Raw genomic sequence first — 16,062 nt, 5'->3', positions numbered from 1 at the left:
TGTAATCGAGAATCAAATACATGAAGAAGAAAATCCGAGGGGGTAGCTTTATCGCCGGATCGTTGCTTTTTGCATCGACCTGCGCGATGGCACAGTCGGTTCAATCGGTTGGTAATGACCAACAGGTTCGACAGCAGGAAGAAACCCGTGAGCGTGAACGAACCGTTTCCGCGCCGGGGGTGCGTTCGAGCGTTGCGGCAAGTGCAGGCTATCCGACGCTTCCAACCGAAACACCATGCTTCCGCGTTGATCATTTCGTGGTCGACGTTCCAGACTCATTGCCGGATGGCGTGAAAGCAAAGGGCGCGTCCGCGCTGCCGATGGATCGCTTCGCATTCGCGCGTGAATGGCTCGAACACTACACGGGGCAGTGTGTCGGCAAGCAAGGGCTTGATGTACTCGTCAAGGCGCTGTCGCAAGACATTCTGTCGCGTGGCTATATCACGACGCGTGTGCTGCTGCCCGAACAGGATTTGTCGTCTGGCGCGTTGAAAGTGTCGTTGATTCCCGGCGTGATTCGCCGCGTGCATTTCGCTGACGAAAAGCTGCGGGGCACATGGAAAACCGCGTTTCCGACGCGCGATGGTGAACTGTTGAATCTGCGTGACCTTGAGCAAGGTCTGGAACAGACGAAGCGCGTATCGAGTCAGGACGTATCGATGCAGATCGTGCCCGGCGACGTGCCGGGCGACAGCGACGTTGTACTTGACGTGAAGCGCGGCAAGCCTTGGACCGTCGTCGCGTCGATCGACAATTCGGGCACGCGCGCGACCGGCAAATTGCAGGGCAATATTTCGCTCGGGATCGACAATCCGTTTGGGCTGAACGACGTGTTCAACGTTGGCGCGAGTCAAGACCTTGAATTTGGCGACAAGCGCCTCGGTTCACACGGCTGGAATGCGTTCTATTCCATTCCGTGGGGCTACTGGACTGCGACCCTTTCGGCGTACACGAACACCTACTACCAGCAGATCGCAGGCGTTAATTAAACGTTCGTCGCAAGCGGTAATTCAAAGACGATCGATTTCAAGCTCGCCCGTGTGCTCGCGCGTAGCCAGAACGATGTATTCGGCGGCTATGTCCGCTTGTCGCGCCGCTTCGGTCAGAGCTTCATCGAAGATACGGAAATCTCGCAGCAGCGCCGTAACAACACGCTGATCGAACTCGGCCTGACCGATCGGCATTATTTCGGTGGCGCGCAGTTCGACGGTTCTCTCGCGTACCGGCAGGGCATTGGTGGATTCGGCGCGCAAGACGACGTGCTCGCGGCCGGCGGCGGTCCGACGTACCGCTACAAGATGGCCGTGGTCGATGCGAACCTGTCGGTACCTTTTGCAATCGCGCAGCAGCCGTTCCGTTACGTGACCACATTCCATGGTCAGTACACCGGCAACACGCTGTACTACATCGATGATCTGACGATCGGCAGCCGGTACACGGTACGCGGCTTCGACGGCGAAACGATGCTGGCGGCGGCGCGCGGCTTCTACTGGCGCAACGAATTGCAGATGCCGATCGGGCAGACGGGGCAGGCCCTTTACGCGGGACTCGACTACGGCCATGTATGGGGACCGCAGCCGGTTGCGCTGGTCGGCACGCAACTGGCCGGCGCGGTGATCGGCATCAAGGGCAGTATCGGCACGCGCTTGGGCGCGTACGGCTATGACCTGTTCGCGGGCACGCCGGTCTACAAGCCGTCCGGATTTCCGACCGCATGCGTGACGGTCGGATTTCAGTTGACGGGGCAGTTTTGAGTGTTCAATTGGCAGGAGAATTTCAGGCATATCCGGCACGTCATCGCAGCGCACATCGCGCTCGCCCAATCACCCACGAGGTAAAGCAACTCGTCCGAAAACCATCTCCCAACAATATTGGGAAAATCTGGAGACCAATCCAATGAAACAATCTTCCCGCTCGTCCTGCCTCTTCGCAGTTGCACTCATCACGACAGCGCTTTCGGCATGTGGCGGTGGAGACGATGTCAATACGTCCGGCACAGGAACATCCGCGCCTCCGGCATCATCCGCCACGCCCTCATCCCCACAGCCGGCCGTTCAGGCAGCGTGCCGGCCGAACGGTAATTTCACCTATTCCGGTTCAGCCTCTCAGGTCAAGGACAATAACGGCAAGCTGGCCGTGGTGGTCGTGCCCAGTATGCCCAAGGAATATCAGTTGAACCGGAATTTCACCGCCTCGGCTGTACCCGCGTCGAGCCTGTTGCAACAAGCGAGCGGCGCGTTTACAACGCTGGCTTCTTCGGATTCCGCGACCGACTGCCTGGGACTCGATCACGGAATGGTGTCGGAAATCCAGGGCGTCGGCAGCGATGTCGCGATTGGCCGCTGGAACATGGCCAAGGACACGGATGGCAATACCTATACCATGGACCAGGGCCTTCACTACGCGGTGGGCACGCCCCTTTCGTTACCCGTGGCGAGCGGAACGCTTGCCTGCACGCAACTGATCGCGGATTCGGTCGCAAACGATTTCAGTGGCCCGACCGGCACGCTTGGAACGGCTTCGGCTACGCTGGATCTCGGTACGCATACGCTGAACAACCTGAGCATGACGATTCACGACTTGAATGGTCAATATACGTTGACGAAGGCACAGACGCCGTTGGATGGCGTTTCGACCGAAGGGAGCCTGTCCGTACAAACGGTTGTCGTCGGCCATGACGCGAAGCAGCCGTTGGTGGCCCTCGGCTACTCGACTTCGCAGTCTAAGTCGGGAGTTGGCGGCGTTGTGGTGTTGTCGTGCCAGTAATGTCGTCGAGAAACTTGGGGTCGAGCGCGTAGGCCGACGCCATCGGAATCCCCCCAAGGCCCGCATCGGCAATTTGCCGGTAGCGGGCCTTCGGTTTTTTCAATATACCGGATGATCATGAGGCGCCAGCGCGAGCGCTTCGATGCCCGAGAAATCCAGTGCGTCGAGACTGAGCCGGATCTCAGCCAAAAACGCCGTGGCCGCGGGATGAACGCGGCTCGCGCTGTCGATCCATTGCTCGATATCGGTCAGGCGTCCGTCTTTCGCGAGAACCGCCAGTTCCCGGCGGTCGCTTTCGGGCGGAACGGCAATCGCCGTGTGGCGATCGCGTCGCACGTGTATGTCGGCGGAACCGAAGGACGAATAGGGGATGACGTTCGACGTCGCCGCAGCGCCAGCCTCCGCGGCGTCCACGACGATCTCGAACGAAAACGAGGTGCCGCGAGCAGGCGCGCTCGACACGCGCAGATCGCCGCCCATCGTGGCGACGATGCGCTGCGCAATGAACAGCCCGAGGCCCGTGGTGCCGTTCATCGACTGCATCTGGCGGAATGCCGAAAAGAGGCTCGACTGTTGCTCGATGCCGATCCCGATGCCGGTATCCGCGACGTCGAATCCGATCAGCCAGCGGTCGTCCTGCCGGCGCGCTCGCACGGTCATCATGACGATGCCGTCACGGGTGAATTTGGACGCGTTGGACAGCAGGTTGAGCAGCACCTGCTGCAGCCGGCGGCCATCGATCGCCACCCGGCGAGGCAATGACGTCAGCGCCTGATGGTGGAACTGGTTGTTCAGTGGCGTACAGAGTGCGATCGCGTATTCGGCGATGTCGTTCAGCAGCGCGAGCAGGTCCGTTGGCGCCGGGGCGATGTCCAGCGGCTGCAGCTCGGCTTTCGCATACCCGATCAGCTCGTCGATCAGGCCGAGTTGATAGCTCACGCTGCGCTCGATCGCGCGGATCAGGTGTGCCTGCTTCGAATCGGCCGCGTCCAGCAGCAGTCCGGCATAGCCGGCAATCGTCGCAAGCGGCGCGCGAAGGTCGTGACTCACATAGCCGAGGGTTTCGATCTTCTGCTGGTTTTTCTCTTCCGCGTCGAGCAAGGCCGCGTTCAATGCCGCCGTGCGCTGCGCAACCTCGTGCCGCAGCCGTTCGTGCTCGCTTCGCTGCCAGTCGGCAAGTTCCTCCCGCGCCTCCTGCCGCTGTTTCCCGACATGGTTGATCCATGCGGCGAGCACGACGAGATGGGTGGCCAAGCCAATCACGGCGATGACGGGGTTCGGACGAATGTCGGCATTCAGCCATCCCAGGCCGGCCGGCAGGAAGCCGAGCGTCTCGACCAGGTGCAACGCAAAGTTGAACAACCCGAAGCCGACCGTGATCAGCATGATCCGCGCGGTGGGCGTCGCCTGGCGCGAGAGCACGGCGGCAACGCCCACTTCGACGATGCCGAACACTCCGTTGACGGCCAGGCTGACCTGGGCGAAAACGTACAGATTCCCGAACGCGGCGCCTGCCGCGGTGACGCACTCCAGTACCGCGAATCCGGACAGCACGCGGCGCGCGGGGAGCATGGTTCGCTCGCCGTAGGCGATGCGCAGGATGAAGACGATGAACAGCAGCACGCTGACGCAGCCGAACACCGAAACGCTGCGGGCGCTCCATTCGACTGCGTGCGGCCATAGATAGACTTTCGTATAACCGCGCAAGGCGGCTTCATACGATGCCGTCATGAAACAGACGGCCGCGAGCACGAGGAACGAGACGCTGCGCGAGAAACAGGCGATCAGCAGCGCGCACCATCCGAGCGCCAGGACGCCGCCGATCAGGCCGCCGCCCCAAAGCGCCGCGCGCTTCTCGAGCGCTTCATACTCCGCCGCCGCATACAGCTTCGGCTCGAGCGCGAGCGCGGTATCGCCCGCCACGCGAATCAGGATGACGGCCTGCTCGCCGGGACCGAGGGTGAATCGCGTCAATGGATTGCGGGATACCGATGGCCGCGCTGCCGGCGCCGCGGTGGAATCGATGCCGTCAGGTGTACGATGGCCGTCGCGTCCGATATGGAAGTCCACGTGCACGAGGCGCGGCTCCATGAGCGCAAGGACGAGCGACGATTCCGTCGTGCCGCGGTTGGTCACGGTCACGCGCAGCCACCACGCCGAATGCGAGAAGCCGGGCTTCAAGCCGTCCTGCCGGACGGAGCGAAACCCGCCCGGGCGTTCGGTCGGCAGCGCGAGCACGTCGTCCAGCCGCATCCGGCCCGACACGTCTTCGAATACCTGAATCCGGTCCAGCGAAGCACGCTGCGGGATCGGTTGGGCGGCCACATCGGGCAGCACGGCAAAGGCGCACGACGCCCACCCGCAGAGGCACAGGAACAGCAAGAACAACCGGCGCCACATGACGATCGTTGTCGCGGCGCTAGCCGAGATCAAGATCGGGCTCCAGGATGCCGGCCGGCTCCTGCAAGCGGCACGTGCGACATTCGTCCCGGTAAGCCGACGGCGTGACGCCAAATCGCTCGCGAAACGCCGTGGCGAAATTCGCGGGGCTCGAAAAGCCGATTTCTTCGGCAATCTGCGCGATGCTCAACGGCGTGCGGCTCAGCAGGCCTTGAGCAATCCGCAAGCGTTCGTTGCGCAGATACTCGAATACGGTCTGGCCGAGGGTGTCCCGGAATGCGCGCGTCAGCCGCTTTTCATGGGTGCCGACCAGGCGGGCGAGCCGTTCGACCGTGGGCGGGTCGCTCAGTCTTTGCGAAAGATGCCGAATGGCCGCGCGAACGATGGCGTCGTTGCCGGTGGGATCCGACTCAGCCGGATCGGCTTCGGCATGCCGGCCGCCTTTCGCGCGGCCGAGGTGGACGCGAATCCGCGCAAGGACCTCGGCAGGTTCGAACGGCTTCAGCACGTAGTCGACGCCGCCGATCCCCAGCCCCTCGAGACGCTCGTCGAGGTCGCCGGCCACCGTCAGGAAAATGATTGGAATCGCGCACGTGCCGGGCGTTTCGGCAAGCAGTCGGCAGGCCGCGAAGCCATCCATGCGCGGCATCCGGACGTCCATCAGGATCAGGTCGGGCGAGATCGCCAGCGCCCGCTGATACGCCTGTGATCCATCGAATGCGATGCTGATCCGGAAGCCGGCACGGCGCAGGATGGCGATCAACAGGTGAAGCTGGTCCGGCTGGTCGTCGACGACAAGAATGTGCGCGTCGGCAAGTGCGGATGGTCGGGGCAGCATGGTGGATACGTGCAGGCGTTGCGGATTGCGATCCGACATCAAGCTTTCGATTGTCTTTCGGTCGCTGTGTCAATTCGCGTTCTACGCGACCGGTCTGATTTACCGACTTCTCACGATTGTTCTGCCTGGCCCGAATCGCTGCGCTGCAGCGGCGCATGCGGCACCCCGGTGACGAGGCGCGACGCGGTATCGCCGGATGCCGCGCAGAATATCAGATCGCATTGATCTGCGGAATATCAAAAATTTCCCCCCGAGCAAAAGATTTGGGCGCTCGGGAAAAGGCGCGCATGGACGACGCTGCAACAATGCGCTTCGGCGTTGCGCGGGCCGTAACGCCAAGTGGAGGTATCCGAGGGGAGAAAGGCGGCGAACTGCAGAGGTTCGACCGCGATGGGCGACGGCGCGAGGCCCGGGCCGACGTCACTCGGCCGGCTCGATGTCCAGCGGGCACGTGCCGGCAAGGCGCAACCGCGTGCCGGTCCATTCGTAAAAGAACCGGGCCGCCTTCGCGTTGCCGTGGCCGCAGTCGTCGTTGAAGCAGCCGGATACGATCAGCAACGTGCTGCCGGCACGGAAATCGAGCCGCTCGTCGCCGTTGCCCATCACCCCCGAGATCTCCTGCACGCCGGGCATCGTGTAGGTCGTTCCCGTGTACTTGTCGACGATCGCGAAATTCCGGCAGTCCGTTCCGCAACCCCACACGGCGACGCGATAGTGACCGGCAAAATTGGCGGGTTCCGTGAATTCGCCTCGAATGACGGTACGGTAGAGGCGGGCTTCCTTGCTGCGCAGCCGGGGTGCGTCGGGCAGCGCGCGCGGCGCGCGCACGGTGCGAGCCGGGTACCGGTCGAACGATGGCGACGGGCATGCGCTGGCGGGTGCCGCCGGGGTGGCCGCGCCGGCCGAGGCGGCAAGCACGGCGAAGGCGCCGGCGGTCAGCAGAAATCGGTATGCGCGTGTCACGCGATCATCCGTGCAAGTTCGAGGTTCAGTGGGTCCGCGGGCACGGCGCCCGAGCATCGATCCGTGCGCCGCATGTCCGCCTCGTCGTCAATCCGCCAGCCGCTGGTCCGCGAGCGCCTTGCAGCAGTCGTCGTACACCCATTGCACGAGCCGCGCCTGATAGTTCAGGTCGTCGGTGTCGACGATCTCCTCGACCGCGTCGCGCGCCCAGGCCGCGTCGACGAAGCCGGCATGGCGTTTCGCGATGTCCTGCGCGAGCGCGGACAGCTTCGCGATCGCCAGCCAGTCGGCCATGCGGTGGTGGCGGTCGAGCCAGCGGTGCGCGGCCTGTACCTGGAACGCGGAATCCGGCCATGCCTCATTGAGGTAGTACGCGCCGAGATTGCCGCAGGTGAGCCAGCAGAGGAGCTCCAGGCGGTCGTGCGAGCCGAGGGTGGGGCGGGCGTCGGTCATGGCAGCGCTCACGAAAGGCGTCGATTCCGGGTGGCGGCCGGGCGCAAGGCACCGGTGCCGATAGTAAAAACATAGCACGATGCGGACCATGCCGCGCACCCGGACTGGTGCGGATGGGGGCGCATGGCGGGCGGGACGTCATCGCGCACCGCCGGTCGCCGTGCCGGCGCCGCGTGCCGTCACGCGCGTCCCGCGCTCGCTAAAATGATCGTTTCCACGGAGACGGAACACGACGATGAAAACCTACGACCAGTTCTATATCGACGGCGCCTGGCGCCAACCGGCGGGCGCCGGCACGATCGACGTGATCGACTCGGGCACCGAGGCCGTGATCGGCCGGATTCCGGAAGGGCAGCCGGCCGACGCGCAGGCGGCGGTCCGCGCCGCGCGCGCCGCGTTCGACGGTTGGGCCGCGACCCCGCCCGCGACCCGCGCCGCATACCTGCGCAAGATCGCCGAGCATCTGCAGGCGCGCAGCGAGGAGCTGGCGCAGTCGATCACGGGCGAAGTCGGGATGCCGATCAAGCTGTCGCGCGCGATCCAGGTCGGCGGGCCGATCTACAACTGGAACGCGTATGCGAAGCTCGCGGAGTCGTTCGAGTTCGACGCGCGAGTGGGCAATTCGCTCGTCGTGCGCGAGCCGGTCGGCGTCGTCGCGGCGATCACGCCGTGGAACTACCCGCTCAACCAGATCACGCTGAAGGTCGCGCCGGCGCTCGCGGCCGGCTGCACGGTGGTCCTCAAGCCGTCCGAAATCGCGCCGCTCAACGCGTTCATGCTCGCCGAGGCGATCGATGCCGCGGGGCTGCCGGCCGGCGTATTCAACCTCGTGTGCGGCTACGGGCCCGTCGTCGGCGAAGTGCTCGCGACCGACCCCGACGTCGACATGGTGTCGTTCACCGGCTCGACGCGCGCGGGCAAGCGCGTGGCCGAGCTGGCCGCCGCGAGCGTCAAGCGCGTCGCGCTCGAGCTGGGCGGCAAGTCGGCGTCGGTGATCCTCGACGACGCCGACTTCGCGGCGGCGGTGAAGGGCACGGTCAACGCGTGCTACCTGAACGCCGGGCAGACCTGTTCGGCACACACGCGGATGCTCGTGCCGCAGGCGCGTTACGACGAGGCGCGGGCGCTGGCGAAGACCGCGGCCGAAGCGTACGTCGCCGGCGACCCGCGGCAGGAGTCGACGCGCCTCGGCGCGCTCGCGTCGGCGGCGCAGCAGCAGCGCGTGCAGTCGTACATCCAGCGCGGCATCGACGAAGGCGCCGAGCTCGTGACGGGCGGCGTCGGCCTGCCGGACGGCATCGAGAAGGGCTTCTTCGTGAAGCCGACCGTGTTCGGCCGCGTCGATCCGAAATCGACGATCGCGCAGGAGGAAATCTTCGGGCCCGTGCTGTCGATCATCACGTATCGCGACGAGGAGGAAGCGGTCCGCATCGCGAACGACTCGCCGTACGGCCTCGGCGGCGCGGTTTGGGCGGGCAGCGACGAGCGCGCGCTGCGCGTCGCGCGGCGCATGCGCACCGGGCAGGTCGACATCAACGGCGGCACGTGGAACATGGCCGCGCCGTTCGGCGGCTTCAAGCAGTCGGGCCACGGGCGCGAGAACGGCGTCTACGGACTCGAGGAATACCTCGAATACAAGTCGATGCAGCTGAAGCCGGCGAAGCCCGCCTGAACGGCACGACGCGCGATTTCTGAAAACGGCACGCACCGCGCGTGCCGTTTTTTCTTGACGCGGCTCAAGGTGCGCGTCGGCGGACGCGCCGATCATCGCATTTCCCGATGTTCGACGAGGTACCCGATGTCCGCACGCACTTCCTTCCCGCCGCTCGTGATTCGCGGCCGTTCGCTGCTGCCGATCGTGCAAGGCGGCATGGGCGTCGGCGTGTCCGCGCATCGCCTCGCCGGCAGCGTCGCGCGCGAAGGCGCGCTCGGCACGATCGCGAGCATCGACCTGCGGCATCATCATGCGGACCTGCTCGCGCGCTGCCGCGCGCAACCGGACCGCGCCACGCTCGAGGCCGCGAATCTCGAGGCGCTCGCGCGCGAGATCCGTCTCGCGAAAACCTATGGCGAAGGGCGCGGGATGATCGCCGTCAACGTGATGAAGGCGGTCCGCGCGCATGCGGACTACGTGCGCGTCGCCTGCGACGAAGGCGCGGACGCGATCGTGATGGGCGCGGGCCTGCCGCTCGACCTGCCGGACCTGACGCACGGCCGCGACATCGCGCTGGTTCCGATCCTGTCGGACAGCCGCGGCATCGCGCTCGTGCTGAAGAAGTGGATGAGGAAGGGCCGGCTGCCGGATGCGATCGTGATCGAGCATCCCGCGCACGCGGGCGGCCATCTCGGCGTCACGCAGCTCGACGACATGCACGACGCGCGCTTCGATTTCGCGCGCGTGCTCGACGAGACCACGCAGGTGATCGCGTCGCTCGGCCTCGAGCGCGAGCAAATTCCGCTGATCGTCGCCGGCGGGATCAACAGCCACGACGCGGTGCGCGACGCGCTGGCCGCCGGCGCGAACGGCGTGCAGATCGGCACGCCGTTCGCGGTCACCGCGGAAGGCGACGCGCATCCGAATTTCAAGCGCGTGCTCGCCGACGCGCGCCCCGACGACATCGTCGAGTTCGTCAGCGTGACGGGCCTGCCGGCGCGCGCGGTGAAGACGCCGTGGCTCGAGCGCTACCTGCGCAACGAGGCGCGCATACGCGAGAAGCTCGGCGCGCTGAAGCTGCGCTGCCCGGCCGCGCTCGAATGCCTGAGCGTGTGCGGGCTGCGCGACGGCATCGAGAAGTTCGGGCACTTCTGCATCGATACGCGCCTCGCGGCCGCGTTGCGCGGCGACGTCGCGAACGGGCTGTTCTTCCGCGGCCGCGAAGCGCTGCCGTTCGGCCGTGCGATCCGCAGCGTGCGCGATCTGCTCGACCTGCTGCTCACGGGCAGCGCGGGCGAGCCTGCGACAAACCGTCCAGCGTTTACGCTGGCTTGACGAACATCAAAACGCACCCAAGACCCTGCCGGCAGAATGGATTCCGTTCTTTGGGGGTCCATACAGATGCATAAAACGATTCAAAAATTTGTTGCCGCCGCGGCATGCGCTGCGGGTCTTGCCGCGATGCCGGCGGTGTCGCACGCGGCATCGCAGGGCGACGGCATTTACCAGGGCGATTTTCTGGCCCGCCTGCGCGCGATCAGCATTCAGCCGAACGAGCGCGGCAGCGACACGCTGGGCGCGATCAACGTCGGCGTGAAGAACGCGATCGTGCCGGAGCTCGATTTCACGTACATGATCCGCGACTATCTGGGCGTCGAGCTGATTCTCGGCACGTCGCGGCACCAGATGACGTCGAACCTCGGCAACCTCGGCGGCGTGAACGTGCTGCCGCCGACGCTGTTGCTGCAGTACCACTTCAACCATGCCGGCAAGGTGCGTCCGTATGTCGGTGCGGGCCTGAACTACACGTACTTCTACAACAACGGACTCAACGTCGGCGGGCAGGGCGTGTCGATCGAAAAGAGCAGCTTCGGCCCGGCGCTGCAGTTCGGCGTCGACGTGCAGGTGACGAAGAAGGTGTTCGTCAACGTCGACGTGAAGAAGATCTGGATGAGCACCGACGCGACGCTCGGCGACAAGCCGATCGGCACGCTGCACATCGATCCGCTGATCGTCGGCGTGGGCGTCGGGATGAAGTTCTGATCACGCAGCACGCGCAACAGACGCAACAAGAACAGAGTTGGGGTTGGCGGCACGGCGGTATGCGTGCCGCTTTTTTTTTGTTTGCGCGCCGTCGCGTCAGAGCTTGTCGTACTGGAAGCGCATCGCGGTGCCTTCGCGCGAAATGCGCTCCCACACCGCGCGCTTCTCGTCGTCGCTCAGGAACACCCAGTTCGAGACCTCGGCGGCCGTGCGGCCGCAGCCCTTGCAGACTTCGTCGAAGAGGGTCGAGCAGACGCCGATGCAGGGGCTGTCGGGCAGGTCGTGGAGATTGGAGGCCATCGGAAGGTTCGCACGGGGAAAACGTCAGCGGGCATTTTAATGCATCGGGCGCGGCCGCTCCCGGCACCCGGCGCGACGCCGGGCGAGGCCGCCTGTCGGCCGAACGCTTTCGCCTGTCCATTTTCAGGATGGACAGACGGAAATTACCCGATAGAATTTCCTCCGGATTACCCCGCTGCGCGCGCCGGGATGCCGGTTTGCGACAGGAATCTGTTCCGTTTGCGCGACACCGGCACGATTTTTTTGTGACGGGCGGCGAATAATGGTAGCTTTCGGGGTTTTCAAGGGACGGCGCGGATTTTCACGCGCCGTCATGGCGAGGCAGGCGACAGCCGGACATGCGTCCGGCCGGACGGGAGAACGGGATGAAAGCAAAGGTGGCGTGCCGGTTCGCAGCGCTGGCGCTGTGCGTGGGCGCATCGGCGGCAGCGGCGAAGGATACGCAGCTCAATGTCTACAACTGGTCGGACTACATTGCGAAGGACACGATCCCGAACTTCGAGAAGCAGACCGGCGTCAAGGTCCGCTACGACAACTACGACAGCGACGACACGCTGCAGGCGAAGCTGCTGACCGGCAGCTCGGGCTACGACATCGTCGTGCCGACCAGCAACTACGCGGGCAAGCAGATCGCGGCCGGCATCTTCACGCCGCTCGACAAGTCGAAGCTGCCGAACCTCAAGTATCTCGATCCGCAACTGATGGCGCTCGTCGCGGGCGCGGACCCGGGCAACAAGTTCGCGGTGCCCTGGGCGTACGGCACGACCGGCCTCGGGTACAACGTGAACAAGGCCCAGCAGATCCTCGGCAAGGTGCCGCTCGACAACTGGGACATCCTGTTCAAGCCGGAGAACATCTCGAAGCTGAAGGCGTGCGGCGTGTCGGTGCTCGACGCACCCGACCAGATGTTCGCGGCGACGCTGCACTACATCGGCAAGGATCCGATGAGCACGAACCCGGCCGACTACCAGGCCGCGATGCAGGTGCTGAAGAAGATCCGCCCGTACATCACGCAGTTCAACTCGTCGGGCTACATCAACGACCTGGTCGGCGGCGACCTGTGCTTCGCGTTCGGCTGGTCGGGCGACGTCGTGATCGCGAAGCATCGCGCGATGGAAGCGAAGAAGCCTTACAAGGTCGAGTACTACATCCCGAAGGGCGGCGCGCCGGTCTGGTTCGACGTGATGGCGATCCCGAAGGATGCGAAGAACAAGGAAGCTGCGCTGCAGTGGATCAACTACATCGAGGACCCGAAGGTCCACGCGGCGATCACGAACGCGGTGTACTACCCGAGCGCGAACGCCGAGGCGCGCAAGTACGTGCGGCCTGACGTCGCGAACGATCCGGCCGTCTACCCGCCGGCCGACGTCGTGAAGACGCTGTTCCTGCTCAAGCCGCTGCCGCCGGAGATCCAGCGTCTGCAGACGCGTCTGTGGACCGAGCTGAAATCGGGACGCTGACGCAAAGCGAGCCGGAGTCGCACATGCAGTCATGAAGCCCCTGGTGCCCCCGGGGGCTTTGTTCGTCAAACGCAGGAGAGAAGCAGCACATCATGAATAGCCAGTCGAGTGCGCCGGTTGCGAGCGCGCCGTCCTTCGTTTCCTCGTCCGGCGCCGGTTCGCGCGCCGAAAACTTTGTCCAGATCATCGACGTCGTCAAGAAATTCGGCGAGACCGAAGCGGTGCGCAGCGTCAACCTGACGGTGCGCAAAGGCGAGCTGTTCGCGCTGCTCGGCAGCTCGGGCTGCGGCAAGTCGACGCTGTTGCGGATGCTTGCCGGCCTCGAGACGATCACGTCGGGCAAGATCCTGATCGACGGCGAGGACCTCGCGCAGATGCCGCCGTACAAACGGCCCGTGAACATGATGTTCCAGTCGTATGCACTGTTCCCGCACATGACGGTCGAGGCGAACGTCGCGTTCGGCCTGAAGCAGGAAGGCGTGCCGAAGGCCGAGCTGAAGGAGCGCGTGCATGCGGCGCTCGAGCTCGTGCAGATGGGCAAGTTCGCGAAGCGCAAGCCGCACCAGTTGTCGGGCGGCCAGCAGCAGCGCGTCGCGCTCGCGCGCTCGCTCGTCAAGCGCCCGAAGCTGCTGCTGCTCGACGAGCCGATGTCGGCGCTCGACAAGCAGATCCGCCAGCGCACGCAGATCGAGCTCGTCAACATCCTCAACAAGGTCGGCGTCACCTGCATCATGGTCACGCACGACCAGGAAGAGGCGATGACGATGGCGAACCGGCTCGCGGTGATGAGCGAAGGCCAGATCGTCCAGATCGGCTCGCCGAACGAGGTCTACGAGTATCCGAACACCCGCTTCTCGGCCGAGTTCATCGGCTCGACCAACCTGTTCGACGGCGTCACCGTCGAGGACGAGCCCGACCACGTGTTCATCGAGTCGCCGGGCCTGCCGTGCCGGCTGTACGTGAACCACGGCATCACCGGCCCGCTCGGCATGCCGGTCTCGGTGTCGGTGCGCCCCGAGCGCATCGCGCTGACGCGCAAGCCGCCCGAAGGCGCGTTCAACTGGGCGCACGGCCGGATCTCGAACGTCGCGTACATGGGCGGGTATTCGCTGTATCACGTGAAGCTCGACGGCGGCAAGACCGTGATCGCGAACGTGTCGAGCCTCGCGATCTCGGAGCTCGAGACGCCGTCGCTCGGCGACGAGATCTACGTGCGCTGGAGCGCATCGGCGGGCGTGGTGCTGACGTCATGACCGCGTTCAAGTCCCTGCTCAACTGGCCGGTGAGGCGCTTCAACCTCACCGGCCGCACCGCGGTCGTCGCCGGCCCGTTCACGTGGCTCGTGCTGTTCTTCCTCGTGCCGTTCGTGCTGGTCGTCAAGATCAGCTTCGCGGAGCTGCAGCTCGGCATCCCGCCGTACTCGGAGCTCGCGACGTACACCGACGGCGTCGTGCACATCGCGCTGAACCTGTCGCACTACGCGTTCCTGCTGACCGACAGCCTGTACTTCGCGACCTACGTGAACTCGGTGCTGGTCGCCGCGATCACGACGCTGCTGTGCCTGCTGATCGGCTATCCGATGGCGTACTACATCGCGCGTTCGAACCCGGCGACCCGCAACGTCCTGATGATGGGCGTGATGCTGCCGTTCTGGACGTCGTTCCTGATCCGCGTGTATGCGTGGATCGGCATCCTGAAGAACAACGGCCTCCTGAACAACTTCCTGATGGCGATCGGCCTGATCCATACGCCGATCGAGCTGTACCGCACGAACTACGCGGTCTACATCGGGATGGTGTATTCGTACCTGCCATTCCTCGTGATGCCGCTCTATGCGCACCTCGTGAAGATGGACCTGCGCCTGCTCGAGGCCGCGTACGACCTCGGCGCCAAGCCGTGGAAGGCGTTCGTGCAGATCACGCTGCCGCTGTCGAAGAACGGGATCATCGCGGGCTGCCTGCTGGTGTTCATCCCGGCGGTCGGCGAATACGTGATTCCGGAGTTGCTCGGCGGCGCGAATACGCTGATGATCGGCCGCGTGATGTGGAACGAGTTCTTCAACAACGCCGACTGGCCGATGGCTTCCGCGGTCACCTGCGCGATGGTGCTGCTGCTGCTCGTGCCGATGGCGATGTTCCAGCGTTTCCAGGCCAAGGAGCAGGAGGGCCGCCGTCAATGAAGCCGAATCGTTTCCTGCAGTTCGCGGTGCTCCTTGCCGGTTTTGCGTTCCTGTACATCCCGATCGTCAGCCTGATCGTCTATTCATTCAACGAGTCGAAGCTCGTCACGGTCTGGTCCGGCTTTTCGTTCCGCTGGTACTCGGCGCTCGTCGACGACGACGAACTGCTGACCGCCGCGTGGCTGTCGCTGAAGATCGGCCTCATGACCGCCACCGCGTCGGTCGTGATCGGCACGTGGGCCGGCTTCGTGCTCGCGCGGATGGGGCGCTTTCGCGGCTTTGCGCTGTTCAGCGGAATGATCAACGCGCCGCTCGTGATTCCGGAAGTGATCCAGGGGATCTCGCTGCTGCTGCTGTTCATCGAGCTCGGCAAGTGGATCGGCTGGCCGGCCGAGCGCGGCATCTTCACGATCTGGCTCGGCCACGTGATGCTGTGCATCTCGTACGTCGCGATCATCGTGCAGTCGCGCGTGCGCGAGCTGGACCCGTCGCTCGAGGAGGCTGCGCTCGATCTCGGCGCGACGCCGCTCAAGGTGTTCTTCGCTGTGACGCTGCCGCTGATCTCGCAGGCGCTGATCGCCGGCTGGCTGCTGTCGTTTACGCTGTCGATCGACGACCTCGTGCTGTCGGCATTCCTGTCGGGCCCCGGCTCGACGACGCTGCCGCTCGTCGTGTTCTCGCGCGTGCGGCTCGGCCTGAATCCGGAGATGAACGCGCTCGCGACGCTGCTCATCTTCGCGGTGACGGCCGGCGTCGTGATCGCGAACTTCGTGATGCTGCGCCAGGAGCGGCGCAGGATGACGGCCGCAGCGGCGGCGATGGCCTGACGCCGTTTCGCCCGACGCCACGCAAGACGCCCGGTGCCGACGACGAGTCGGGCCGGGCGTTTTCTATTGCGCCGTCGCGACGCGCGCCGGTCAGGTCAGTACGCGAAGCTTTTGCCCGGCGTCGCCCAGACGGCCGTGGCCGCGGTGGCTAGGACCGGAATATACGAGGATCGAGGTAA

At 64.8% G+C, this 16,062-nt stretch carries 13 protein-coding genes and 1 pseudogene; 9 read left to right on the top strand and 5 right to left on the bottom strand.

Annotation, left to right across the window (positions count from 1 at the left end; genetic code table 11):
* Positions 1-86: 86 nt before the first annotated feature.
* Together KY49_RS08180 and KY49_RS38075 are read left to right on the top strand one after the other, a co-directional pair.
* Positions 87-1,754: pseudogene (locus KY49_RS08180) on the top strand (ShlB/FhaC/HecB family hemolysin secretion/activation protein).
* A gap of 142 nt (positions 1,755-1,896) precedes the next feature.
* The gene (locus KY49_RS38075; RefSeq protein ID WP_042584121.1) at positions 1,897-2,766 is read left to right on the top strand and encodes a hypothetical protein; all 870 of its coding nucleotides are present in this window, start codon (positions 1,897-1,899) and stop codon (positions 2,764-2,766) included.
* Positions 2,767-2,865: 99 nt separating this feature from the next.
* Here the strand turns inward: KY49_RS38075 and KY49_RS08170 are convergent, their stop codons facing one another.
* From KY49_RS08170 to KY49_RS08155, 4 genes are all read right to left on the bottom strand, one after another.
* Entirely contained in the window at positions 2,866-5,199 is a 2,334-nt protein-coding gene (locus tag KY49_RS08170; RefSeq protein ID WP_269433274.1) for a sensor histidine kinase, read from the bottom strand.
* Complete coding sequence (locus KY49_RS08165) at positions 5,186-6,004, bottom strand: response regulator transcription factor (protein ID WP_042584626.1); 819 nt, start codon at positions 6,002-6,004, stop codon at positions 5,186-5,188. Before KY49_RS08165 ends, KY49_RS08170 begins: the two co-directional genes overlap by 14 nt.
* Positions 6,005-6,424: 420 nt before the next feature.
* Complete coding sequence (locus KY49_RS08160) at positions 6,425-6,967, bottom strand: hypothetical protein (RefSeq protein WP_042584119.1); 543 nt, start codon at positions 6,965-6,967, stop codon at positions 6,425-6,427.
* 87 nt (positions 6,968-7,054) lie between these two features.
* Entirely contained in the window at positions 7,055-7,420 is a 366-nt protein-coding gene (locus KY49_RS08155; protein WP_029226536.1) for a hypothetical protein, read from the bottom strand.
* Between the two features lie 235 nt (positions 7,421-7,655).
* On the opposite strand from KY49_RS08155, the gene KY49_RS08150 reads away from it, so the two are divergent.
* The 3 genes from KY49_RS08150 (at position 7,656) to KY49_RS08140 (ending at position 11,117) form a co-directional block, all read left to right on the top strand.
* Entirely contained in the window at positions 7,656-9,092 is a 1,437-nt protein-coding gene (locus KY49_RS08150; protein ID WP_042584118.1) for an aldehyde dehydrogenase family protein, read from the top strand.
* Between the two features lie 126 nt (positions 9,093-9,218).
* Positions 9,219-10,409, top strand: coding sequence for an NAD(P)H-dependent flavin oxidoreductase (locus KY49_RS08145; protein ID WP_042584117.1), 1,191 nt, complete (start codon positions 9,219-9,221; stop codon positions 10,407-10,409).
* A 66-nt stretch (positions 10,410-10,475) separates the two neighbouring features.
* On the top strand, positions 10,476-11,117 hold the full coding sequence (locus KY49_RS08140; RefSeq protein WP_042584116.1) for an OmpW/AlkL family protein: 642 nt from the start codon (positions 10,476-10,478) through the stop codon (positions 11,115-11,117).
* A 96-nt stretch (positions 11,118-11,213) separates the two neighbouring features.
* On the opposite strand, the gene KY49_RS08135 is transcribed toward KY49_RS08140, so the two are convergent.
* On the bottom strand, positions 11,214-11,417 hold the full coding sequence (locus tag KY49_RS08135) for a DUF1289 domain-containing protein (RefSeq protein WP_010095552.1): 204 nt from the start codon (positions 11,415-11,417) through the stop codon (positions 11,214-11,216).
* Between the two features lie 365 nt (positions 11,418-11,782).
* Between KY49_RS08135 and KY49_RS08130 the strand changes: the two genes are divergently transcribed.
* The 4 genes from KY49_RS08130 (at position 11,783) to KY49_RS08115 (ending at position 15,883) form a co-directional block, all read left to right on the top strand.
* Positions 11,783-12,877, top strand: coding sequence for a polyamine ABC transporter substrate-binding protein (locus KY49_RS08130; protein WP_042584625.1), 1,095 nt, complete (start codon positions 11,783-11,785; stop codon positions 12,875-12,877).
* A 92-nt stretch (positions 12,878-12,969) separates the two neighbouring features.
* Positions 12,970-14,130: an ABC transporter ATP-binding protein gene (locus tag KY49_RS08125; RefSeq protein WP_042584115.1), complete on the top strand. Its 1,161-nt coding sequence runs from the start codon at positions 12,970-12,972 to the stop codon at positions 14,128-14,130.
* The gene (locus KY49_RS08120; protein ID WP_010097788.1) at positions 14,127-15,056 is read left to right on the top strand and encodes an ABC transporter permease subunit; all 930 of its coding nucleotides are present in this window, start codon (positions 14,127-14,129) and stop codon (positions 15,054-15,056) included. Before KY49_RS08125 ends, KY49_RS08120 begins: the two co-directional genes overlap by 4 nt.
* Positions 15,053-15,883 carry an ABC transporter permease subunit gene (locus KY49_RS08115; RefSeq protein WP_042584114.1) on the top strand — a complete coding sequence of 277 codons (831 nt, stop codon included), beginning with the start codon at positions 15,053-15,055 and terminating at the stop codon, positions 15,881-15,883. The genes KY49_RS08120 and KY49_RS08115 overlap by 4 nt, the downstream gene beginning before the upstream one ends.
* Positions 15,884-16,062: the final 179 nt, after the last annotated feature.

Origin of the sequence: Burkholderia sp. MSHR3999, from assembly GCF_000833595.1 — a bacterium.
In the GTDB taxonomy this organism is placed as follows: domain Bacteria; phylum Pseudomonadota; class Gammaproteobacteria; order Burkholderiales; family Burkholderiaceae; genus Burkholderia; species Burkholderia ubonensis.
The sequence above is the reverse complement of the archived record's forward strand: the minus strand, read 5'-3'. Positions and strand labels throughout refer to the sequence as shown.